The 21948-nt window shown below is 47.4% G+C and carries 20 protein-coding genes; 10 read left to right on the top strand and 10 right to left on the bottom strand.

All coding sequences use genetic code 11. From position 1 onward, the window contains the following. Positions 1–114: 114 nt before the first annotated feature. From KBW69_RS17775 to KBW69_RS17765, 3 genes are all read left to right on the top strand, one after another. Entirely contained in the window at positions 115–2091 is a 1977-nt protein-coding gene (locus tag KBW69_RS17775) for an amidase (protein WP_257281719.1), read from the top strand. 114 nt (positions 2092–2205) lie between these two features. After that, positions 2206–3261 carry a putative transporter gene (locus tag KBW69_RS17770; RefSeq protein WP_257254303.1) on the top strand — a complete coding sequence of 352 codons (1056 nt, stop codon included), beginning with the start codon at positions 2206–2208 and terminating at the stop codon, positions 3259–3261. A gap of 170 nt (positions 3262–3431) precedes the next feature. After that, complete coding sequence (locus KBW69_RS17765; RefSeq protein WP_257254305.1) at positions 3432–3908, top strand: RING finger domain-containing protein; 477 nt, start codon at positions 3432–3434, stop codon at positions 3906–3908. A gap of 182 nt (positions 3909–4090) precedes the next feature. Here the strand turns inward: KBW69_RS17765 and KBW69_RS17760 are convergent, their stop codons facing one another. From KBW69_RS17760 to argR, 6 genes are all read right to left on the bottom strand, one after another. Next, on the bottom strand, positions 4091–4672 hold the full coding sequence (locus tag KBW69_RS17760) for a membrane integrity-associated transporter subunit PqiC (RefSeq protein WP_257254306.1): 582 nt from the start codon (positions 4670–4672) through the stop codon (positions 4091–4093). Positions 4673–4676: 4 nt separating this feature from the next. Next, the gene (locus tag KBW69_RS17755) at positions 4677–5645 is read right to left on the bottom strand and encodes an MlaD family protein (protein WP_257254309.1); all 969 of its coding nucleotides are present in this window, start codon (positions 5643–5645) and stop codon (positions 4677–4679) included. Beyond that, complete coding sequence (locus KBW69_RS17750; protein WP_257254310.1) at positions 5642–6487, bottom strand: ABC transporter ATP-binding protein; 846 nt, start codon at positions 6485–6487, stop codon at positions 5642–5644. Before KBW69_RS17750 ends, KBW69_RS17755 begins: the two co-directional genes overlap by 4 nt. Positions 6488–6489: 2 nt before the next feature. Then, the gene (locus tag KBW69_RS17745; RefSeq protein ID WP_257254311.1) at positions 6490–7611 is read right to left on the bottom strand and encodes an ABC transporter permease; all 1122 of its coding nucleotides are present in this window, start codon (positions 7609–7611) and stop codon (positions 6490–6492) included. Positions 7612–7689: 78 nt separating this feature from the next. After that, positions 7690–7953, bottom strand: coding sequence for a hypothetical protein (locus KBW69_RS17740; RefSeq protein WP_257254312.1), 264 nt, complete (start codon positions 7951–7953; stop codon positions 7690–7692). A gap of 7 nt (positions 7954–7960) precedes the next feature. Then, positions 7961–8419: a transcriptional regulator ArgR gene (gene argR, locus KBW69_RS17735; RefSeq protein ID WP_257254314.1), complete on the bottom strand. Its 459-nt coding sequence runs from the start codon at positions 8417–8419 to the stop codon at positions 7961–7963. Positions 8420–9120: 701 nt separating this feature from the next. On the opposite strand from argR, the gene KBW69_RS17730 reads away from it, so the two are divergent. The 5 genes from KBW69_RS17730 to KBW69_RS17710 all read left to right on the top strand — a co-directional run bounded on the left by KBW69_RS17730 (position 9121) and on the right by KBW69_RS17710 (position 12817). Continuing rightward, entirely contained in the window at positions 9121–9858 is a 738-nt protein-coding gene (locus tag KBW69_RS17730; protein ID WP_257252332.1) for an ATP-binding cassette domain-containing protein, read from the top strand. A 38-nt stretch (positions 9859–9896) separates the two neighbouring features. Beyond that, entirely contained in the window at positions 9897–10670 is a 774-nt protein-coding gene (locus tag KBW69_RS17725) for a lysine/arginine/ornithine ABC transporter substrate-binding protein (RefSeq protein ID WP_257252331.1), read from the top strand. A 70-nt stretch (positions 10671–10740) separates the two neighbouring features. Continuing rightward, the gene (gene artQ, locus KBW69_RS17720; RefSeq protein ID WP_257252329.1) at positions 10741–11403 is read left to right on the top strand and encodes an arginine ABC transporter permease ArtQ; all 663 of its coding nucleotides are present in this window, start codon (positions 10741–10743) and stop codon (positions 11401–11403) included. Further along, positions 11400–12080: an arginine ABC transporter permease ArtM gene (gene artM, locus KBW69_RS17715; protein ID WP_257252327.1), complete on the top strand. Its 681-nt coding sequence runs from the start codon at positions 11400–11402 to the stop codon at positions 12078–12080. The genes artQ and artM overlap by 4 nt, the downstream gene beginning before the upstream one ends. 50 nt (positions 12081–12130) lie before the next feature. Beyond that, positions 12131–12817 carry a hypothetical protein gene (locus tag KBW69_RS17710; RefSeq protein WP_257252326.1) on the top strand — a complete coding sequence of 229 codons (687 nt, stop codon included), beginning with the start codon at positions 12131–12133 and terminating at the stop codon, positions 12815–12817. Here the strand turns inward: KBW69_RS17710 and KBW69_RS17705 are convergent. Continuing rightward, positions 12806–13423, bottom strand: a complete 618-nt coding sequence (locus KBW69_RS17705) for a TetR/AcrR family transcriptional regulator (RefSeq protein ID WP_257281718.1) — start codon at positions 13421–13423, stop codon at positions 12806–12808. The genes KBW69_RS17710 and KBW69_RS17705 overlap by 12 nt on opposite strands. Positions 13424–13560: 137 nt before the next feature. On the opposite strand from KBW69_RS17705, the gene KBW69_RS17700 reads away from it, so the two are divergent. Further along, a complete protein-coding gene (locus tag KBW69_RS17700; protein WP_257281717.1) occupies positions 13561–15609 on the top strand; it encodes an NADPH-dependent 2,4-dienoyl-CoA reductase in 2049 nt (682 codons plus the stop codon). Between the two features lie 285 nt (positions 15610–15894). On the opposite strand, the gene KBW69_RS17695 is transcribed toward KBW69_RS17700, so the two are convergent. The 3 genes from KBW69_RS17695 to KBW69_RS17685 form a co-directional block, all read right to left on the bottom strand. After that, entirely contained in the window at positions 15895–17904 is a 2010-nt protein-coding gene (locus KBW69_RS17695) for a hypothetical protein (RefSeq protein ID WP_257281716.1), read from the bottom strand. Between the two features lie 131 nt (positions 17905–18035). Further along, entirely contained in the window at positions 18036–19205 is a 1170-nt protein-coding gene (locus tag KBW69_RS17690) for a hypothetical protein (RefSeq protein WP_257281715.1), read from the bottom strand. A 132-nt stretch (positions 19206–19337) separates the two neighbouring features. Beyond that, positions 19338–20027: a hypothetical protein gene (locus KBW69_RS17685; protein WP_257255225.1), complete on the bottom strand. Its 690-nt coding sequence runs from the start codon at positions 20025–20027 to the stop codon at positions 19338–19340. Positions 20028–20402: 375 nt separating this feature from the next. Here KBW69_RS17685 and KBW69_RS17680 point away from each other — a divergent pair, with 375 nt between their 5' ends. Continuing rightward, positions 20403–21947, top strand: a complete 1545-nt coding sequence (locus tag KBW69_RS17680; protein ID WP_257281714.1) for a TatD family hydrolase — start codon at positions 20403–20405, stop codon at positions 21945–21947. Position 21948 lies beyond the last annotated feature (1 nt).

Here is a 21948-nt window from a genome sequence, read left to right as displayed (position 1 = left end):
AAGATTGAGTACAGGTCGATATCAGACCAGAAACTCAAATGGCTCAGACTCCCGATCATCTATACTGGACCCCTGCTGAGAAAATTATCAATGCATTTTTGTTGAGGAACCGGAATGCGCTTTTCAGACGTGACTCTTGTGTTGACCCTTCTTCTGTTGGTAACCGGTAGTTATGGCTATGACTTATCCGACCCCACTCTTGTTGAGATTGACCGCCGTACCGGGCAAAAGCCTTATATCACCAGAGAATATTCTCCTGACTGGCTTCGTTCTTCACAAAGCCTTTCCGGACAATGGCTGTCCCTTGCCCGAAATTGTGTCATTTTTTTTAGGAGTCGGGATCAACAGATTGAGTTCATGAAAAGTCAGCTACCAGCTAGCGGCATGAACCCTGAAGATCCTGTGCTTTTCTCTGAAGCAGAATTATCAGCACTCAATGCAGGTATTCCGGACATGCCTGAACCGCCACCATTTGAAGAGACTTCTTCTGAAGAGGCTCCTTCTCTGGATAGTGACTCTCGTGGCAGCCCAGCTATCAGTATATCCGAACTGTTTGATCGAGCCGGTGGCATTGATGACATTCAGCAATTGTTTGCAGAACAAAAACTAACCCCTTCCAGGCTGGTTGAAAATATTTATGACTGGTACGACAAAAAGCTACCAGACAGCTTGAAGGATGTACTGATTGAGCGAAACAAAGATCTGGCAATGCAAATGGCTAAAGCCTCGGATGAGCGATGGCTAAAGTGTATTTCAGAATACCGGGGTGTTATTGAAGCGTGTAAAAAACAACGGATTATCCGTCAGCTGGAAGGTATTCCAATTGCCGTAAAATCAGAAATCAACGTTGCAAGCTATCACCCGACCGCTGGCATTGATCGTAAAAAAATGCCCTATCATTCGCCATTTTACACGGTGAATAAAGAGACTGAATCTGAAGTGGTTCGATTGTTAAAGAGTGAGGGTGTTATTATCCTGGGGATAACCAATCAACATATTTTCGGGCTTGGGGCAACGGGAGAAAATCCTCACTTTCCCAGGATCGCTAATCGTTTCAGTCCCTTTCATATCCCGGGTGGATCATCAAGTGGTAGTGCCCTTATGGTTGCGCTTGGCCTGTCACCATTAACGGTAGGTACTGATGGTGGCGGGTCCATCTCCATTCCTGCCTCATTAAATGGCTTGCCCGGTCTTAAACCCACCACAGACAAGATTTCCACCAAAAATTATGAAAATGCAGCGCCAGGTTTGACGGCCATTGGACTCATTGGTAGTCGTTTTAAAGACATCGCCCTCGGTTATCAGGTTTCAAGCGGACGCCTTCCCACCATCCAAGTGGCTGAAACTTTGAAGACGCTCAAAATAGGTCTTGATCCCGAGTGGCTTGAACATGCAGACAAAGAAGTTTCAGAGAAGACATTTGAGTGTCTTGACCGACTGGGTACCCAACTTAAAAAACTCCAAACTCGCAAAAACAGCCTCTTCGTCAGAATGCAATTTATGCCTGAAAACTTCAGAAAACGGCTCTGGGCAACCCATATGGTCCTGTTTGGGCACCGGGAAGCGGAGGGGAAATTCAAATTTATGGGCATCGTTGACATGCCGAGTGAAACCGAAATGGCTTTGTTGATGGGCAAGGCTGTGTCATATGAACAGCTCCAGCGAGCCAAACATAACCAGGAAGTGTTGGCAGATCACTTTGAAAAAAATATATTCTCAAAGGTTGATGTTGTTGTCATGCCAACGACGCTGACACCAGCAACAGCCAAGTTGAATTACTGGCTACAAAATACTGCTGGCGAGTTGAATTTATCCAATGCGTATCTTCTGGCATTTAATACTTCCCTGGCTAACCTGACAGGAGGCCCCAGAGTGACCATTCCCTGCGGCTTTAATCATGAAGGTCTGCCTTTTGGCCTTCAGGTAATGGGTGCTAAAGACAGCGAATATATCTTACTTGCACTTGGCAGTTTGCTTGAGCAGGAAATGGGTAGAGAACTGATGGAAAAGGCGGACAGCAACACCTTTGTGAAACGTTTTAGACCCCACGAAAAACCATCCCCTGATGCTGGTCTTCGCAGCGAGCTTTAAAGTCAGGATAAAAAATTTATCGCCATTGTGAACTGGCTGCCGCATTAAAAAATGAACGCTTCGGCTCCTCAACTGTCAAAACTTATATATACAATGCACTAAAGGAGTTCAAGGATGTTGAAGTGTTTTTTCTTGTCAAGGCAATGGGCTATATGGGCCTGGGGAGGACTTGCCGTGATGCTGACCTCAATCTTTATTGAAGTCAGCATGATGGTCAAGCTGAATGAATGGTATGGCGAGATGTGGGATATGATGCAGCTGGCCAAACCGGAATCCATTGACCGCTTCTGGGAGCTGATACTGGTATTCTGCACCATTGCTTTTCCTTTTGTGTTACTGAGAAGCCTCTCCAACTTCCTTTCACAGCACTTTTGCTTTCGCTGGCGGCAAGCCATGACCCTGACTTACCTGCCCTTCTGGCAGAAAATAGATCGTGATATTGAAGGTGCCTCCCAACGCTTACAGGAAGACCCTCAGCGTTTTGCCAGAGTCACCGAACTACTTGCCCTGGGGCTGTTTCGCTCCATTCTGACCTTGATCGCTTTTATTCCTATTCTCTGGACACTCAGTGAAGAGATATGCGACAAGCTGGCGAACTGGCTCAGCAGCCCGGCATTTATGGAGAACTATGATAAAATTCCGCTATCACTGAAAGGCATGGAAATCATGAGTCAGATGCCGGGCTCCCTGCTCTGGTTTTCCTGTCTGTTGTCTTTCAGTGCCATCATCATCTCCTATTATGTGGGTATCCGCTTGCCTGGACTTGAATACAACAACCAGAAAGTCGAAGCCAGATTCAGAAAACAGCTGGTTTATGCCGAAGACGATAAAACCTACGCCGACACACCCACGCTGCTGGAGCTCTTTACCGGACTGCGTTTTAACTACTTTCGACTGTTCCTCAACCACTCCTATTTCGCCCTCTGGCAGAACTTCTTCTTTCAGTTTGTAGTGATTGCCGACCTGATGGTCATTGGTCCGGGTGTTATTTACGGCATCATCTTAATGGGGACTTTAAACAGAGTGTCCCATGCATTCAGCAGTGTTTCAGACAGCCTTTCCTACTTCACTGAAAACTGGGCAACCGTCACTGAGTTGTTATCCATTATTAAACGACTCAGAGAGTTTGAAGTGAATATCGGTTATCGTTCTGAATCAGGGTCGTCCTAGCTGTCGAAAATTCAATACAAATCTTAACTCTGTGCTCGCGTTGCTCTGGCTTCTGCATCCATGCGCAGCGAATTGGTCGGCCTCCTGGACCTTTCCGGATCGTTTAGTATCCTTAACAACTAAAGCATCAGCCACCCTTCAGAAAGCAAATCTATTACGGACTTAATAATATGAAAATTAATATAATCAGACATTTATTAATTCTTCTAATTATTTTTTTTATTTCAAATGAGGTATCTGCTCAATCAGTTTGCCCTATTTGTCTTGAAATATTGCACTATGAGGATAAAAGTATTTCTTTATGCTGTCAGCATGCATTTCATGAGCATTGTATTTTACGTTGGAATAAAAGAGAAAAAAAAAACACATGCCCAATATGCAGAAAGGAACTAATCTACCATCACGATTTGCATATTTTAAAAGCTCATGACTTATGCGGAAAAGTTCCTTACATTAAAATTGAAATCACACCCCACCTTTGCTCTTTTTCTGAACTTTACTCTGTCAGATCGAGAGTAGATGAGGTTTTATCTGTAATCTTAAAACAAGAAATTGATATGAGATTGGAAAAAGAAATTGAACGCTTAAGATTGAAGATCATTAATTTACATCTTGTTGACGATGATGACGATGACGATGACTTGTGAAAGCATTACAGTCGTTCTGTGCTATCAAGCTGATTGAAACCGGAATGCTGACCTGCCGTGTTGACGTGTCTGATCCGTCCGTGGACGTATGAAGAAGTCATGCACGATGACTTTCTTCCAAAGGATCCGCCGCACTAAGAGGCTGACCGAGAATAGCGCCCGTCCAGGCGACCAACAACTCTTCACTGCTGAGCAACAACGCCCTTTTCTATTCGCTGACTCAGATCAGCCAGCAAATAGCTGAAGCTTTCAACCCATTGCTCAGGACTGCTTCCTTTTGGGAGATTTCTGGTTAACCTGACGGTGCGAGATTCAACACTTGCCTGTTTTTTAAGAAAGGTAAAACTGGCATCCAGCTCCAGATTGTTGCCAGACCAGGCCAGATTACTGATATCGACAGCCACTGTGATCTCAGGTGCCTGACTCCTCAACCAGGGGCCGGATTGAACATCAGAACGGGGGAACAATGCTTTCAGATTCTGAGTCAAAGTACGAGTTATTGCATCCTGTAGAGGTTCACCCCAGCGTTGATTATCGTAGCGGATAAGCTTATACCCACCGTCGTTTACAATCAGACTGGATCGATCCATCCAGCCTGGAATCCTGACCGGAGCCACACCAATTGATGGCACTGAACTGTGATCGGGTTTATCTTCGACCGCAGGTTTCAGGGTGAAGTACTGAAAAGGCGTGACACGACTCGCACAGGCCGACAAAAGAAGAACGGCAAGCAGAGGCAAGAACCATTTAACGTTATTCTTCATGACATTACTCACCTGTATCTCTGCCCAACAGCACTGAACCCGGCTGTTCTTCCAACAACTCTGCCAACTCCCTGACAGCATCCGCCGAGCGACTGATGTCTTTACTGCTGCGATCCAGCTGATACATCAGTGGCGAGTCAGGCGCCATGGTATCACTCAGTTCCACCGTCGTTTGCTCCACCGTTTTTAGCGTAGCTTCTACTGTCGACAATACCTCGTTCACCTTGCCAAGCGTTTTTGGCAGTTCTTTTTCAATAGCCTGAGACATCTGGTTCATGCTCTCAGCCATAGGGACAAATTCATCCCTGATGTCTGACATACTTTTGGCCATACCCTCTGACATGGCCCCAAACTGAACAAAAGCCTTATTGAGGTTCGCTGGCATCTGCTGAAATGCCTGACTGCCACTGATGGTATTCAGGTTGTGAGCAATGCTTTTCAGATCAGTGATCAGCGCAGGTAGATTCATTTTGTCCAGATCCTGGGTAATGGTTTCAAAATCTGTGGGCACCGTCGGGAGCTGTGGATATTGGGTAGAGACAGGAATCGTTCGAGAGCTGGCTTTATAGAAGTCCACTTCAATGTACAACAACCCTGTCAGAAGACTCTGGGTTTTCAGCTTGGCGGCCAGCCCCCGGGCCACCAGCTGTTTCACGATATCTTCAGGAATTTTTCCTCCCTTACCGATCACCATGTCCGGATAAATATCGATAAACACCGTGTTTAATAACTCTTCCTTGTCAACATACAGCTGGGTGCGAATCTCTGTGACTTCTCCAATTTTGACCCCCCGCAGCGTAACAGGAGCACCAATATTCAGACCCATAACACTACTGTCGTAGATCAGCTCATAACGCTCTTTGCTGTGACTGGAATAACTGCCTTGACCAACAAACATGGCAAGACCCAATGCCATTAAGATCATGGCGATCACGAACAGGCCAGCAAAAATGGAGTACCTTTTTTTATTCATCGTCCTCTTTCCCCGTAAGTCGGTTGAAGACTCTCTCCGGAAGCCCGTTGAAGACTCCGCCCACGGGACAAAAATTCCCTGACCAGGGGCTGAGAGCTGTGTTTCAGCATATGGGACGGAGCCCCGGTATCCAGCTGTGTTTTAGTTTGCGCATCGAGAAATACGCCATTGGAGCCTATGGCAAAAATACTTTCCAGCTCATGGGTGACAATCACAATCGTCACCCCCAGTGACTGACTGAGCCGAAGAATCAGATCGTCCAGGCGTCTGGCGCTCAATGGATCAAGGCCGGCTGATGGCTCATCAAAAAACAGCACATCAGGGTCCAGAGCCATAGCCCTGGCCAGACCGGCACGCTTGGCCATACCGCCACTGATTTGCGATGGAAAATAGTTTTCGTAGCCCGCCAACCCGACCAGAGCCAATTTGTAACCCACCAGATCGACTATCTCTGCCGGTTTCATCCGGGTATATTGTGTGAGAGGAAAACCAACGTTTTCTGCCAGAGTCATGGCACTGAACAGGGCACCACTCTGATAAGTGACTCCCCATCGTTTTCGCATTTCCAACTGTTGCTGCTCTGTAGCAGAAAAGTAGTCAAGCCCCTCATAGGCAATAGTTCCAGCGGCTGGCTGATACAGTCCGATCATATGCTTGAGCAAAGTGCTTTTACCACAACCGCTGCCACCCATAATCACAAATACATCGCCTTTGTGAACTTTGAAGGTCAGGTCCTGCTGGATAAGGTTGCTGCCGTATTTCATAGTCAGCTGGCAGACTTCGATCGCAGCTCCTGTTTCAGAGCTGGTTTTGGCCATTGCTTCGGGATCTGGCGTGTCCATTATCAAATACCCAGCCGGAAATAGAGAATATTCAAACCTGCATCCGCTACCACCAGATAGACAATGGCAGTGACCACAGCCGTAGTGGTTGCCTTACCCACTGCTGCAGAAGAACGGCCACAGGCCAGCCCGGCCTGACACCCGGCAAAACTGATCAAAATAGCGAACACCAGACTTTTAAATAAGCCGGTCATCACATCGGCCATGACAAAAGCACCGGAAAGCTGGTGAAAATACTGAGTGAAGGTAATGTCCATGCCCAAAGCCACTACTGAGCCTCCCAGCATGCCCAATACATCGCTATAAAGCGTCAACAATGGCATGGCCACAATAAGAGCCAGCATTCTGGGAAGCACCAGATATTCTACGGTCTTAATGCCCAGCGTGGTAAGCGCATCGACTTCTTCATTGACCTGCATGGTACCCAGCTGCGCGGCATAGGCAGCTCCTGTCCGCCCCGCCATGATAATAGCCGTCATCAAAGCTCCCATTTCACGAACCATACCTAAACCAACAAGATCAGCAACGTAGACTTCAGCTCCAAACTGACGTAACTGAACTGTCCCCAGGTAAGCCAGAATCATGCCCACCAGAAAGCTCAGCAACGTCACGATGGGAAGTGCCACTGGCCCGGCCTGATGCAAAAACTGAAAAAAGTCACCACGCCGGACATCACTGCGCATCCTGAACATTCTTAGCATTCCGAGCGAGATATCTCCCAGAAAAAGCACAAAATCTTCCAGCCACTGAAACACCCCTTTCGCCAGAGACTCCAGCGACTTCAATGAAAAGAAGGCTTTTTTAGTCGAAAAGTTTTGCAAAGGAACTGCGATGGCCAACTGATGTAGGTTCAGGGCATCTTCCGGCAACCCGGAGAGCAACAGCTTTATATTATTACTGTCACAGTGTCGTTGAAGCTTGAGCAACCAGGCGGAAAACCCGGAATCCCACCGAAAGGAAGCGTCGGTCTGTAGATCGAGCGTCTTAAGGTCGCCCGGAACCATCTCAGGGATTATCTGCGCAGCATCAGGTAATCCCTGATATCGGTCCCAACTACCGGAGAGGCTGGCACTCATGTGTTCTGGATTAACTTTATACGCTATCTTGAAACTGGGTGATGCCATCGAGCCTGAAAGCACTGAAGAAATAAGCCACAAGCATATAGACAAAAATGCAGCGGGTAAATGTTCCCGTGGCAGACTTTACTCTGCTTCCAAAGCTACCCATGAATAAGGATTTGTGCCGGGAGGTGTGTCTGCGGTGGTCAGGATCATTCCATAAGCAACCAACAGATTCGTTGCATAAAGCCATTGCCACGCAACTGACCCAATGAAGGTTGTTTTCACCTCGCAACTGAAAGGTCTTTGTCGTTTATAATAAGTTGGTAAATCAAGTTCTGCATAAAATCCCGCTTTTACGACACCCTCTCTTCGTCGGGAAGTCGGGAAGATGGTCAAGCAGGCCATCAAGCTGCTACATAAACAGCTTGACGATGCTCTCCTGAAGCCTGTCAATTTCAGCGGAGGAAATCGGAGCTACAAAAATAGTGTCGTCGCCCGCTACACAGCCCAGGATACCATCGGAGCGGCCGACGGAATCCAACAGCCGTGCAATCATCTGGGCTGCCCCCGGACTGGTTTTGATCACAATCAACATACCGTTGTTGGCTACGTCTTCCACCAGATCCCTGACCGCGATATTGGAATCCATTCTCCCCAGTTCAGGGGGTAGACAATACACTTGTTCATTACGGGCATTGCGAACACGAACAGCACCGTGACGACATAGTAGCCTGGAAACTTTTGATTGACTGATGTTTTCAAAACCCTGACTCTGAAGCTGCTCGACAATTTGGCTTTGGGATCCGCAACGCTCTTCTTTTAGCAACTGCCTGAAAGCCTTAATGAGTTCTTCCTGTTTTTGACTGGCCATAATCTTTGTTGATTACTCCTGAAATCCCAGACAGTAGTGACCAGAACCCTGGCCTCCTCTAGGAGCCTGACCGAGAATGGCGCCCGTAGCGAGGACGGCAGAAAATTGAGGATGAAAATTCGTTTTTGTGAGGAGAATAGCGAGCTATTTGACGAACAAAAGCGGATTTTCAGACCAATTTGCTGCCGCCGCAGTAGGGCAGCTATTCTCGGTCAGGCTCCTAGCAGCCTGTCGGACTTAAGGCTGTCCTACTGCGGTTGCAATAAATTGGTCTAAAAATTCCTGCTTCTTCGTCAAATAGCTCGCTATTCTCCTCAGAAGCAGAAATTTTTATCCTCAATTTCTTGCAATCCTCGCTACGGACGCTTAAGTCCGACAGGCTGCTAGGTAAAAAAACGTTAATCATGAATAGATATTCATAATTACTTGATTTTATCCACGATCATATAAGAGAATCCACTTTCTTGTGAACCAGTCGTCTGTTCGGCCTATGCTTTCCCGGTAAGAAAGGGTTAAGCTCAACGGACCCCGTCAGCCCTGAAGCCTGCCCATACTGCAAATCGGGACAGGCTTTTTTGTGCAAGCGCCTTAAACACCTTGCATGGGGCAGGACTCTGACAGGCAGTCATGAGCAAAAAAATTTCCGCTGCATCTCATACTCACCGAGGCGGGAATTCTCACAAAATGGCAGATGAAAGGCAATGGGCATAATCGTAGAGGGCCTCAGCAAAGCATTCGGCTCCACAAAGGTTCTTAAAAATATCAGTTTTACTATCCCCCGTGGTGAAACCACTGTTCTTCTTGGAGCCAGCGGCGCAGGCAAAAGCACCTTGCTGCGCATGCTGAACTTGCTGGAAACACCCGACAAGGGCACCATGAGCATTGCTGATATGGCGTTTAATTTCAACGACAGTCATAACAGCAGACAGCTGAACAAACAGGCTTGCGCCCTGAGGCGCAAGGTAGGCATGGTATTTCAGCAATATAATCTCTGGCCACATATGACGGTGCTTGGCAATCTGATTGAGGCTCCGGTTGTGCAGGGTATGCCCAAGGAACAAGCCACGACTAAAGCCAGAGAACTGTTGGAGCGTGTCGGCCTGTCTGAAAAAGCAGATGCATGGCCTTCTTCTCTGTCGGGAGGTCAGCAGCAGCGGGTGGCTATTGCCCGCTCCCTGATGCTGTCACCTGATGTTCTTTTGTTCGATGAACCCACTGCTGCTCTGGATCCGGCTATCACCAATCAGGTGGTAGAAGTGATCAGGGAACTGAGCCATTCCGGTATCACCCAGGTAGTGGTCACTCACGAAGTCGAATTCGCGCGAAAAATTGCCAGCAAAGTGATTTATCTCGAAGATGGCCATATTGTTGAAGATGGATCATCCGACCACTTTGCTCACCCCCGGACAGAGGCTTTCCGCCGCTATCTGGAACATTGATCCACCGGATACTTTTGGGATTTCTGGAGTACCAAACAATGAAAAAAATGTTCGCTTCAATACTGGCGACCAGTGCTTTGACAATAGCCACTGCACTCATTAGCGTTCAATCTGTTCAGGCTCAGGCTGCCGAAACTATTCGCTTTGCTACAGAAGCTACTTACCCTCCTTTTGAGTATGTGGGTAAGGACAATCAACTGGAAGGATTTGATATTGATCTGGCCAAAGCCATCTGTGACGAACTGAAAGCAGAATGTACATTTAGCAACCAGTCCTTTGACAGTCTGATCCCGAGCCTGAAGTTCCGCCGCTTTGACGCGGTAATTTCAGGGATGGATATTACTCCGGACCGCCTCAGGCAAGTCGACTTCAGTGGTCCTTACTATGAGAATTCAGCTGCCTTTGTAACCCATAAAAACAAAGGACTAACCTCTATTGAAGCACTCAGGAACCATTCTGTAGGTGTCCAGAACGGCTCTACCCATCAGCAGTATCTGATCGATAAACTGGAGAGTCAGGGTGTTAAGGTTCGTCCTTACGACTCGTTCCAGAATGCCTTTCTGGATATGACCAGTGGACGGGTTGATGCTGTCTTCGCCGATACTGCGGTTGCCAACGAATGGTTAGCAAAAAGAGGCGAAGGTCAGTATGCTCAACTAGGCCCAGAGGTGAAGGATGCGGACTACTTTGGCATCGGCTACGGAATTGCGGTCAGAAAACAGGACAATCTGAAGGAAAAAATGGATTCAGCCCTGAAAAAACTGAAAGAAAACGGCACATATCAAAAGATCTACGACAAATACTTTAACTAGAGCCCCAACGACTTCCTGGCTGCGGCCCATCCAGCTGCAGCCCCCTAACATCTGACAGACCTTTGTATCCATGCTTGATCTCTTCCTCAATGCAACTCTGATGACTCTGGGACTGGCGCTTTCTTCCCTGGTTCTGGGTATGATACTGGCTGGCCTACTCGCTTTGGGTGAACTGAGCCGTTTCCGGTTGCTGAGATACCTGACCATTTCGTGGGTCACTCTGGTCAGGGGACTGCCCGAGATCCTGGTGGTCTTCTTTATCTACTTCGGTGTGACCCACCTGCTCTTTCTGCTCACTGATGAGTTTATCGAAATCAGCCCTTTCACGGCCGGTACTGTTGCTCTGTCGCTGATCTTTTCCGCCTATGCCAGCCAGACTCTGCGGGGCGCTTTCATGGCCGTTCCGAGGGGGCAGTCAGAAGCGGCCAAAGCTTTAGGCATCAGCTCTGTCCGGTGTTTTTATCGGGTGGTACTGCCCCAGGCCTGGCGTCATGCATTACCCGGGCTGGGTAATCAGTGGCTGGTGCTGCTGAAAGATACGGCATTGGTTGCTCTCATCGGTGTGACTGACCTGTTACGTCAAGCCCAACTGCTTTCATCCAAGACTTATGAACCGTTTACCTGGTATGCAACAGCCGGTGCCATCTATCTGGTGATCACCCTAATCAGCCAACACTGTCTGGACAAGATGAAGCAGAAAACCAGTCAACACATCAGGACTGTGGACGTATGATATTAGAATCCTTGCCCGAATATCTGCCTCAACTATTGAAAGGTCTTCAGACTACTCTGGAGCTGACCCTTGCCAGCCTGCTGACCGGCCTGGTGATAGCTTTGCTGTTCACCCTGATCCTATCTTTGCGCTTTAAACCTCTGGTCTGGCTGGTTCGGTTGCAAATCCTGCTCTTCACCGGCACGCCCCTTCTGGTCCAGATTTTTCTGATTTATTATGGCCCTGCCCAGTTTCCGATCCTACAGGAAACCGCATTATGGTCATTGCTCAGCGAACCCTGGTTCTGTGCCATGCTGGCTCTGGCCCTGAATAGCGCAGCTTATTCCACGCAACTGTTCAAGGGGTCTATTGATGCAGTCTCTGCCGGCGAATGGGAAGCAGCTATGGCGCTGGGTATGACCCGTCAGCAGGCTCTGACCCGCATCATATTGCCCCATGCGATTCGCAGGGCACTGCCAGCCTACGGCAATGAAATAATTCTGGTAATGAAAGGAACCTCACTGGCCAGCACCATTACGTTAATGGATCTCATGGGCTATGCCGCTCGCCTGAACGCCCAGACGTACGATACTCTCACAGTGTTCTCTCTGGCGGGTCTGATCTATCTGACACTGACTGGAATACTGACACTGATAGTAAGATGGATAGAGCGTAGAGCGCTGGCATTTTCCCGCTAAATGCCGACTCTGTCCCGGAAGGCGGCAGCCAACCTGATCAGGAAATTACATTGCAGAGTACACTCTGGCTTATCAACGCCACATCAGTCACCATGGCAATAATACTGTTATCGTCAGCCGTTCAGGCTGAAAGTACTGCCCAACCCTGCCGACAGTTCTCCCTGAATGGATACGGACTCAATAACAGCAAAGCCATGGAAAACTGCCTGAACTTCATAAAAGCAAAAGCCAGCGTTTTCTATCAACAGCAGGACCCTTACCACAATCTGAGACATGGAGAACGAGTGGTAAGACATGCCCTGACCATTAACCAATCCGAATCGGGCAACGCCTTTCTTGTTGAAGCCGGTGCCTGGCTCCATCAATACCATGACCATCTGGACCAACTCGAGAAACTTCTGAAACAGACCGGATTAAATCCCGCCACTCAATCTCAGCTGCATGAGATTGTCAGGCTTTGCCGCCCCCACCTGATTTCCGGGAGTTCCCCCATAGAGGCGAAAATTGTCTTTGATGCCGATGCCATGGATCTCATGGGAGCCTACGGCATAACCAGAGAACTGGCCTGTAACCTTGAAGTCAGAAAGCTCCCCTACGATCAGGCACTGATGCAAACCCGAAAAGTACAACATCTTTTTGAAGAGAAACTAATGACCGGAACGGCTCGCGCCATGGCTCGAAATGATATCAGTGTCGCCCATCGGTTCTGGCGCAACTTTGATGAGTCAGAACCGTGATGATGAACTCATATTCTGTACTAACAGCCTTGCCGCTACATCGCACATGCTGTTGATAGAAGCCTTATCGAGATAAACTCCATCAATTAATAAACGACTTAAACCGTGCAAACTCCCCCAGGTGACCTGGGCTACCCGCAGGGCATCCTGATCTTGACTGAAATCATCACCCGTCAGGCATTTTTTGACAAAGTCGGCGTAAAGTTGGAAAGCTTCAAATGAGATTTTACTCAGTTCATCAGTGGGCTGCCCATTCTTCCAGATAGGTCGGCCAAACATCAGGTCATATTGCTCGGCATGATTCTGGGCAAAATCGATGTAAGCATGGGAAAACTCACGAAACCAACGTTCAAGATCGTCCGGAGCCTCTTTCAGCCTGCTCCCCAATGCCTGGTACCATTGATTGAAACCTTGCTCAGCAATGGCACACAACAGTTCATTCTTGTCTTTGAAATGGTGATAGGCAGCGGTTCTCGAGACCCCAACACCTTCAGCCAACCCACGCATAGAGAGCTTCTCAACGCCGGACCCGGCGATCATCCGGGTTGCCTCATTAATGAGGCTTTGTCGCAAGTCTCCATGATGGTAATTCTTTTTGGCTGACATATTTTTACTCAATGGCAGTGCTCTGTTTCAGAAAATGAATACTCAATCTTGACAGTGTCAACATACAGTCTTATCTTGACGCTGTCCAGATAACATAATTACAAATGCCCCTTAAAGAACATGATGAGGATCTCTCGATGATCACCTCCACAAACAGCCCTGAGCCGCATAAGCTGTACCCTCACTTGCTGGAACCACTGGATCTGGGCTTCACACAGTTGAAAAACCGGGTATTGATGGGTTCCATGCACACCAACCTGGAAGAGCATCCCGGTGGCTACGAGCGACTGGCTGCTTATTTTGGTGAGCGAGCAAAAGGTGGCGTCGGCCTGATGGTGACGGGCGGTATTGCGCCCAACTGGGAATCCGGCGGCTTGCCCAATGCGGCCCAGATTACAACAGAGGAAGAGATTGCCGGTCACAGCCTGGTCACACAGGCCGTGCACAAGGAAGACGGCAAGATCTGTATGCAGATCCTGCACACGGGTCGCTATGCCTACCATCCCAAGGCCATTGCTCCAAGTGCCCTGCAAGCACCGATTGCGCCCTTTCCACCCAAAGAGCTGACACCGGAAGAGATTGACGGCCAGATTGAAGATTTTGTGCAATGCAGCCTGAACGCTCAGAAAGCCGGCTACGACGGTGTTGAAATCATGGGTTCGGAAGGTTATTTCATCAACCAGTTTATCGTCGCCAAAACCAATCACCGGGATGATGACTGGGGTGGCCGATACGAAAACCGCATCCGACTTCCGATTGAAGTCATTCGTCGCGTAAGAGAAAAGACCGGCACGGACTTTATTATTATTTATCGTCTTTCCATGCTGGATCTGGTTGAAGGTGGCAGCAGCTGGGATGAGATTGTCGAGTTAGGCAAAGAGATTGAAAAGGCGGGAGCGACCATTATCAATACAGGTATCGGCTGGCACGAAGCGCGCATTCCCACCATTGCAACCATGGTCCCCCGTGCTGCATTCACTTGGGTCACCGCAAAGATCAGAAAAGAGTTAAGCATTCCTGTTATCACCTCCAACCGTATCAATATGCCAGATGTGGCTGAAACGGTTCTGGCCAGAGGCGATGCCGACATGGTTTCCATGGCTCGCCCTCTGCTGGCTGACCCTGAGTGGGTTAACAAAGCTGAAGAGGGCCGTGCTGATGAAATCAACACCTGTATCGCCTGTAATCAAGCCTGTCTGGACCATGCTTTTGAACTGAAACTGGTCAGCTGTCTTGTTAATCCGAGAGCCTGTCATGAGACCGAATTAAACTATCTGCCTACTGACGAGCCGAAAAAACTTGCAGTGGTCGGTGCCGGTCCCGCCGGCCTGTCTTTTGCGACCACTGCCGCTTACAGAGGTCATGATGTCACTCTGTTTGAAGCCGCTGACAAAATCGGTGGTCAGTTCAACATTGCCAAACAGGTGCCGGGCAAGGAAGAGTTCTATGAAACACTTCGTTACTTCCAGCGCCAGATAGAGCTGACCGGTGTCAACCTGAAACTAAACACCCGGGTTTCCGCCAGTGAACTGGAAAACAGCGATTTTGATGAAGTCATCGTAGCGACCGGTGTCACACCGCGTACACCCGATATTGAGGGACTGGATCACCCCAAAGTCCTGACCTACCTGGATGTCTTCAGGGGCGCAGAAGTCGGCAAAACCGTAGCAGTGATCGGTGCCGGCGGAATTGGTTTCGATCTGAGTGAATTCATTACCCAGAAAGGTCCTTCACACAGTCTGGATGTTGAAGCATTTATGAAAGATTGGGGGGTCGATATGAGCCTCAGTAACCGGGGTGGTCTCGCTCTTTCCGGTTCCCGTGGAGAAGAAAGTTCACGGGAGGTTTACCTGCTTCAGCGCAAGAAGACGAAGCCGGGAGCCACCCTGGGTAAAACCACCGGGTGGATTCACCGAACCGAAATGCTCAAGCGTGGCGTAAAAATGGTGCCCTCCTGCGAATATCACAAGGTAGACGATAGTGGTCTTCATGTGTCCATTGATGGCGAGCCAAAGGTTCTGGATGTGGATAACGTAGTCATCTGTGCGGGTCAATTACCACTCAGAGAGCTGGCCGACACCATCACCGGAAAGCCTGTTCACCTTATCGGTGGTGCCGACGTGGCTGCAGAACTGGATGCCAAGCGAGCTATCAATCAGGGGGCTCGCCTCGCCGCTGAAATCTAATCCGCTTATGTGACGATAGACTTACACACACCCTAGCAGCCTGTCGGACTTAAGCGTCCGTAGCGAGGATTGCAAGAAATTGAGGATAAAAATTTCTGCTTCTGAGGAGAATAGCGAGCTATTTGACGAAGAAGCAGGAATTTTTAGACCAATTTATTGCAACCGCAGTAGGACAGCCTTAAGTGCGACAGGCTGCTAGCCCTGAGCTTGTCAAAAGCTTCGACTAGCCCAGGGCAAACGGTATGGGGTATTAAGGAATTTCATCAGGCGCTGGGTAGTTTGAGCTTAATTTCCCCGTGGATTTTGATCAGTGACTGGTGATTGTTGCTCCAGAATGTTTATAGATAATTTGCACAACCCTTTTATAAGGGCTTGTAAAGGAAAACTACAATTGTGTGCTAATCCAAGATTATGATTGCCATCAATAACATTAGAGTTGTCACACAGCAAGCGTCTTTCTATTTCCCCTGAAGTTTCCATTATTTCAGGATCAGGTCTCTTAATACGCATCACATGTGCGAAGTAGTTATGTTTTTTGTGAGCATGCTTTGAATGATAAAAAGCACCATTCATTTCATAAGGTTGCATAGCTAACCAATAGACTATTTCTAATGCAACTCTATTCAGCCATTGTTCAAAACCGGTATCATCCAATCCAAGATTTTTCTGCAAGCTTATCGTTTTTGTTGAATAATACCCACACAAAAAATGTTCCAGAACTTCTCTGACAAATGTCTTTACATCTTCAACAGCTAACGGGTTTTTGTAATGAAACTCAGGATTTAAACGTTTTCCACGAGCATAAACAATAACAATGGCAATAATGTTATCCATAAGGGCATTAAAATAAGCTAATAAGTTTCCAACCTCTGGAAAGAACTTTGTATTTAGAGTGTTCCTGGAACTCAGGCTCGGCAATATGTTTCCAAATATTTGGCTGTCGCCAAGGTCTCTAAGTCCGGACCAGGATAAATCTGAGCACTCAGTGTCTCTTACCCAATTACAAATTGATCCGGGAAAGCTATCTGCATTTTTACAAAAAACATTGGATAGCGCTCCCATAGTCGTCCATACAGGGTAGCCTTTTCTGGGTCTGTATTTATCATGCTGTACTTTAATAAGACTGTCGAATGTCAGACCGTATCTTGCATAGGTTCCTATATCAATCGCTGCCTTTTTTAACCCTTCTTCGGACCTTCCGTGTGGATTTTTGGTATCTGATGAATCTAATTGGCTTGCATAATTAACATAATCTTGTGATGCCGTGAAAAGATAACCGTGTAGTCGACCTTCAGAAATTTCGAGCTTGTAATTATTTTCAGACACAGGAACAGAAAATAAACCTTTACTGAAAGGTATTTCACTGGCGAAATCCTGATCAGAAAATAAGTTGTGCAAGGCATTGTGTATTTTAAGCTCACGAGTGAACTCATCCCATGGTTCACCTTTTCGTTGATATTTAAAGTACAAGGTTCGATTATCAGGAAGAGTGAACTGGAAGGATCTTTCACCACATTTTTTTTCAACTGTGGCTTCATCTGATAACATTAATTCTATTTCTAGATCTTCCTCATTTGTGCTTATTTTTGGATTTTGTTTTTTTATTTCATCTTCTATTTTGTGGCCGATTTCAATATCCGGGGGTAAAAAATGACTATTTTTGTAACAGGCAATAATAAGTTCAGAAAAATAAGGATTATGTCCTTCGTAATTTAAACTTGCTTTAGCGAATAAAAGTTCTGGTGGAGCGCAGGATTGCAGGGGATGACTGTTTTTTGCTGATTCAATAATGTCTTCCAGACTTTCAGTTGAGAATAGATACTTGCTTGTTTTTGCTGCATCATACAATTTTTCACGGCTAACTCTGTGTGAATGATGAAGTCTATCTTCAATTTTGTATCTCAATGCTTGTAATCTTGCTATTTTATTGAACAGAATCTCTTTATCTGCTGTGCTGAATTCTTGTTTGAGTTTTTCCAGTTTTTTTTCACTAATAACCCTCTTACCCATTTTTATTATCAGATAGAGCCAGTCTTCGTCACTGAAATGTTGGGTGTTGCCATGCAGGTAATCGCTCATCAATGATATTTTGTATTGTTCACCAACAGTGAAATAACCTTCTGGCTTTGCCAACGTTAAGATTTTGCTGATTTTTCTCTGATGAAGGGGCTTTTGCTCATGTTGAAGAGTTTCATCGATAGTCAAACGCCTTTTATTTTCTGCATTCAGATCTTTCTGGAAGACTGTATCTGCCCTGATGGGCTGGGGTTGTGAGGGGATTGGTGACAAAAACATGGAAGTACTCCTTTACAATTCCATTTCATACCTTTTATTGGTCCATATTTTTCCGAAAAAGTTCAAAATTTTGATGCTTCGCCCTGAGCTTGTCGAAGCCTCTGACAACCTCAGGCACTCAGCTTCACGGGTTAAAGTGATTCTATTTGCTCCTGAAGATTCTCCTGAACAACTTCAGGCCACTGACCTACATAAGTCCTGATAAAGCCACTCTTTGATATCCCGTGTCTGTTCATATCTTCAAACAGCCGCTTCAGATCAAGGCGCACTTCAGACGGTTCCAGAACTGAAACAGAAAGCCCCAAGGTATCAATCAGCGAAAAGCCCGACTTTTCATCATAAAAGACATTATTGAAGTGCAGGTCACGATGAACCGCTCTGGAAAGAGTAGAAAGCCCATCCAGTTCCGAGTCTCTGTGACGCAGGTGAAAGTGCGCCAGAATTTGCCCAAACCCTGAAAACATGGCATCAATGTCAACCTTGCTTGTGGGTTTACGGGACTGTGCAACCCAATCTTCCAGAGAATGTCCCTTCACGGCTTTAAACAGGGAATGAATTCGCCCATTAACCAATCCACTCCATTCATCAAAACCAAAAGCCACTGGCTCCTCTTCAGGCACAAAGTAGCATTCAGCCACTTTCAACATGGGAGCAATCATAAAGCCACTGTTGGCATAGCCTTTCAAAATATACTGCTGACCGTTGATCTGTATCGTGCTCAGCGAAGACACCGAAGGAAAATGAATCAATAAATCCATGACCTTGCCCTCGTACATTTTGTCAGACAACCCCTGTAAGGCCGAATAACGCAGGGGAATTTCCTGCCACTGACTGGCATTGTTCCCCGGCCAACGCCAGTTGAAATAGTCTGCCAAGTCGGTTTGCCAATTATTACAGGCCATTGTTGCAGGCTCCATGGCTCCCGTTTCTCTCAACAGCCTCACTGCTTCTGTGCGGTTTTTACTGGAAATCAGGGACTGACAGAACTCACTGCCCAGCTTGGGCTTCCAGAGTTCAAAGGGCTGGACATTACATTTGGATACGGAAATGTTCAGTGTCTCAGGCCATGAAAAGGAAACCGCAGACACAGCCACAGCGACCAATAAAAGAACGTAATCATCCCGATAGGCCCTGGCCAAAGAAATGAATAGTGCGGCCGAGGGGATCTGGTAGCCGACAGAACGACTGCATTCCTCAGTCTGGCAACTTTCTGAAGAAAACGAGTGTGGTGCCTGTGTCAAGAGCAGCAGGGTCAGTAGAATAGGAGGTGTCTGTCCATAGACAAAGCGGGTTGGCGGCATGATGCACTCCTCAATCAGTCCTTTAACATTTTTAGACCCTGATCGTTCCAGAGAGTTCAATGGCTATCGAACATCATGCAATGATCCCGATTCATGCCGCCAGCCTGGATACAGTTAACAAGCCTCTACTTTTCAATAACCACGAGGTGTCTCGTGCTGTCTCCATTTGAAAAACTTTCCGTAACACAAACCCAGAACATCTCCAATAGTGACCCAATGGAACCATCCGGTGCATCTGCCGACCTGTGCTACAGCAAAATAGGATGCCACCGTACCTAGCAGAGCAGCCGCGCCGTAACCAACCCATAATCCGGCTTCAGCAGCGGTGCTTTTCCAGTTCTGGCAGCTGCCAGTCAACTCGTCAAGATAAGATCGGGTTGTGTCACAGGCAGGCCGTGTAAGTGTCGAAATATAATACTTGGGATAGATATATTGCCATTCCGAGCCAGTGACTGTGCAGGGTAATGTCTCTGAGCCGGTATCCTGAATGCTTTCCTGACTCTTTAGTAAAGCAGTGCGGATTGCTTCACGGCCAAGACATTTTTTCATGGCCTGAATATCAAGCCGTGAAGCCTTGTCGAATTTAGTTGTAAAAATGGTACGTTCCCACTGAAACACAGTTTCTCCTGTTGACGCATTAAGCGCACAACCACCGATGCAGTCAAACGGATGGTTTTTACAGACCTCTTCACCGTTCGGACAGGAAGCATCGAACATAATGCCATTGATGTTTCTTTCTGCAACCGGGTTTGCTGCAACCAAAGCAGAAGAGAGGCCCACAGAAATTAAAATAAAGCTGTTGCTCAGGAGATTGACCATCACTATTTTTTACTCCAATTGAAAAAAAGCGCAGAGATGCACTGGCATCTCTCATTAAGGCTGCTTAAAAATGGCATAAAATCAGCGACATTCAATTTTGAAGTGATTCCATCTGCTCCTTAAGACGCTCCTGAACATCTTCTGGCCACTGATCGACATAGGCCCTGATAAAGCTAGTCTTTGATATTCCTCTTCCCTTCATCTCTGCGAACAGTTGACATCAGATTCCTGTTTTCCTGTTAGTTATGCTTACGTCAATGTTCTGAACTTTCAATCCAAGAACCACTCTGATTTATTTGAGGTCATCGCTGTTGAATGCCCTTCAACCCGATATTCTTGTAATCAAGGATAATACCCACTTAATAGAAGAAGCTTAATATGATTAACTCGGATCACACTATCGGCGCAGTTGGAGGTTCAAACCCAACCACGTCACAACCTGTTCAACCTCAATCGCAAGAGACTGGAGAAGGTGCTCGTTTCGGTAGGACTGTCAGTACTGGTGATAGCAACAATATAGTTTCAGTAAGAACACCCAACTTATCTCATTCTCAAACGGTCAGATCAGCCACTTTAAGCCCTGATGGCAGATTTGTGAAAGTTGATAATGTCGATGAAAAAGCGATACTTTCCAATATCACGTCACCCAATTCAGTGTCCCCTCATGACGTTAGCAGCAAAGGTACGCAGTGGGCCGCCGACGAAGCGGACCTGAAAGTCTGGCAAGAAGGCCGTTCAACAAAGCCACGAAAAATGAAAAAAAAGAAGAAGTGCTCAGGTTCTGCTGACAAGCCTTTTTCAGGCGTTTCTCTCGTTGCATCCCGATACCATGGCAACCCGAACTACCATACCGTTCAGGGTCAGCAGGTCATGGATAAGAACCCGGAGTCCCGATATTGCCAGCGCTCAACCGGGGCCTCTGCATCACCTGATGTGCCTGCCACAGATGATGATTCCTGGAGTTTCCAGTTAGCTGCCGGGCCAGAGTCGGGCAAGGTATATCTGACTCGCCCGAAGTTCAGGCCTCTATACATGACGCCACTGGTTGATATTGGAGCCAATCTCGTTAAAGACAGCTTTAACTTGCCCCGGGTTATTGCAGAAGCTTCCCGGGCAGGGGTTGGTAGCATCATGGTAACGGGCACTTCCATTTCTGCGTCGAAAAAGGCTCAGAAACTGGTGGATCAATGGTCGGAGCCATCGGCGAAAGCCACTGAAGCTTGTGGATTTTCAGATTCCCCCCCATGCTCTTTGTACTATACAGTGGGATGCCACCCACACCACGCCAAGAATTTCCACCGGGATGGTGGCATACGGGAAATGAGAGAAATACTTGAACAAGGGGATCGTCACTGCATTGCGGTGGGTGAGTGTGGATTGGATTACGATCGCAAATGGTCGTCTCCTGAAGTGCAACGGACCGTGTTCAGGAAACAGTTGGCGCTGGCTGCAGAGCTGAAAAAACCACTGTTTTTGCATGAGCGGCTTGCCCATGATGACTTCATGGGTATTCTGGCAGACTACATAAATCAGTTGCCTTCACCAGCCATGGCTTGCGTTCACTGCTTCACCGGTAACAGTGAGCAACTGCAGGCCTATCTTGATCTGGGCTGTTCCATCGGAATTACCGGTTGGATCGGCGACAAGCGTAACAAAGATCTGGTTAAGGCACTGCGCTCTGTCAGTTGGGAGACTCTGCGTGAGCGCCTGATGGTTGAGACCGATGCACCGTTTTTAGAGCCTTATCTGGTCATGCCACCGCGGTTAGAGCATCGTCGGGGTGGCAAAAGAGAAAATGATAATGAACCGGCTAATCTGCCCTATGTGATCCATGCGCTGAGCCAGGTGCTTAGAGTGGATGGCGAAGAGATTGCCGCTGCAACCACCGACAATGCCAGACGTATATTCTCGCTCGGTGACTGAG

Origin of the sequence: Endozoicomonas sp. ISHI1 (genome assembly GCF_024606225.1) — a bacterium.
In the GTDB taxonomy this organism is placed as follows: Bacteria; Pseudomonadota; Gammaproteobacteria; order Pseudomonadales; family Endozoicomonadaceae; genus Endozoicomonas_A.
The sequence above is the reverse complement of the archived record's forward strand: the minus strand, read 5'-3'. Positions and strand labels throughout refer to the sequence as shown.

Coding starts and splice junctions, on each gene's coding strand:
- KBW69_RS17775 (WP_257281719.1), top strand. CDS start 115: ATGCGCTTTTCAGACGTGACTCTTGTGTTGACCCTTCTTCTGTTGGTA.
- KBW69_RS17770 (WP_257254303.1), top strand. CDS start 2,206: ATGTTGAAGTGTTTTTTCTTGTCAAGGCAATGGGCTATATGGGCCTGG.
- KBW69_RS17765 (WP_257254305.1), top strand. CDS start 3,432: ATGAAAATTAATATAATCAGACATTTATTAATTCTTCTAATTATTTTT.
- KBW69_RS17760 (WP_257254306.1), bottom strand. CDS start 4,672: ATGAAGAATAACGTTAAATGGTTCTTGCCTCTGCTTGCCGTTCTTCTT.
- KBW69_RS17755 (WP_257254309.1), bottom strand. CDS start 5,645: ATGAATAAAAAAAGGTACTCCATTTTTGCTGGCCTGTTCGTGATCGCC.
- KBW69_RS17750 (WP_257254310.1), bottom strand. CDS start 6,487: ATGGACACGCCAGATCCCGAAGCAATGGCCAAAACCAGCTCTGAAACA.
- KBW69_RS17745 (WP_257254311.1), bottom strand. CDS start 7,611: ATGGCATCACCCAGTTTCAAGATAGCGTATAAAGTTAATCCAGAACAC.
- KBW69_RS17740 (WP_257254312.1), bottom strand. CDS start 7,953: ATGGCCTGCTTGACCATCTTCCCGACTTCCCGACGAAGAGAGGGTGTC.
- argR (WP_257254314.1), bottom strand. CDS start 8,419: ATGGCCAGTCAAAAACAGGAAGAACTCATTAAGGCTTTCAGGCAGTTG.
- KBW69_RS17730 (WP_257252332.1), top strand. CDS start 9,121: ATGGGCATAATCGTAGAGGGCCTCAGCAAAGCATTCGGCTCCACAAAG.
- KBW69_RS17725 (WP_257252331.1), top strand. CDS start 9,897: ATGAAAAAAATGTTCGCTTCAATACTGGCGACCAGTGCTTTGACAATA.
- artQ (WP_257252329.1), top strand. CDS start 10,741: ATGCTTGATCTCTTCCTCAATGCAACTCTGATGACTCTGGGACTGGCG.
- artM (WP_257252327.1), top strand. CDS start 11,400: ATGATATTAGAATCCTTGCCCGAATATCTGCCTCAACTATTGAAAGGT.
- KBW69_RS17705 (WP_257281718.1), bottom strand. CDS start 13,423: ATGTCAGCCAAAAAGAATTACCATCATGGAGACTTGCGACAAAGCCTC.
- KBW69_RS17700 (WP_257281717.1), top strand. CDS start 13,561: ATGATCACCTCCACAAACAGCCCTGAGCCGCATAAGCTGTACCCTCAC.
- KBW69_RS17695 (WP_257281716.1), bottom strand. CDS start 17,904: ATGTTTTTGTCACCAATCCCCTCACAACCCCAGCCCATCAGGGCAGAT.
- KBW69_RS17690 (WP_257281715.1), bottom strand. CDS start 19,205: ATGCCGCCAACCCGCTTTGTCTATGGACAGACACCTCCTATTCTACTG.
- KBW69_RS17680 (WP_257281714.1), top strand. CDS start 20,403: ATGATTAACTCGGATCACACTATCGGCGCAGTTGGAGGTTCAAACCCA.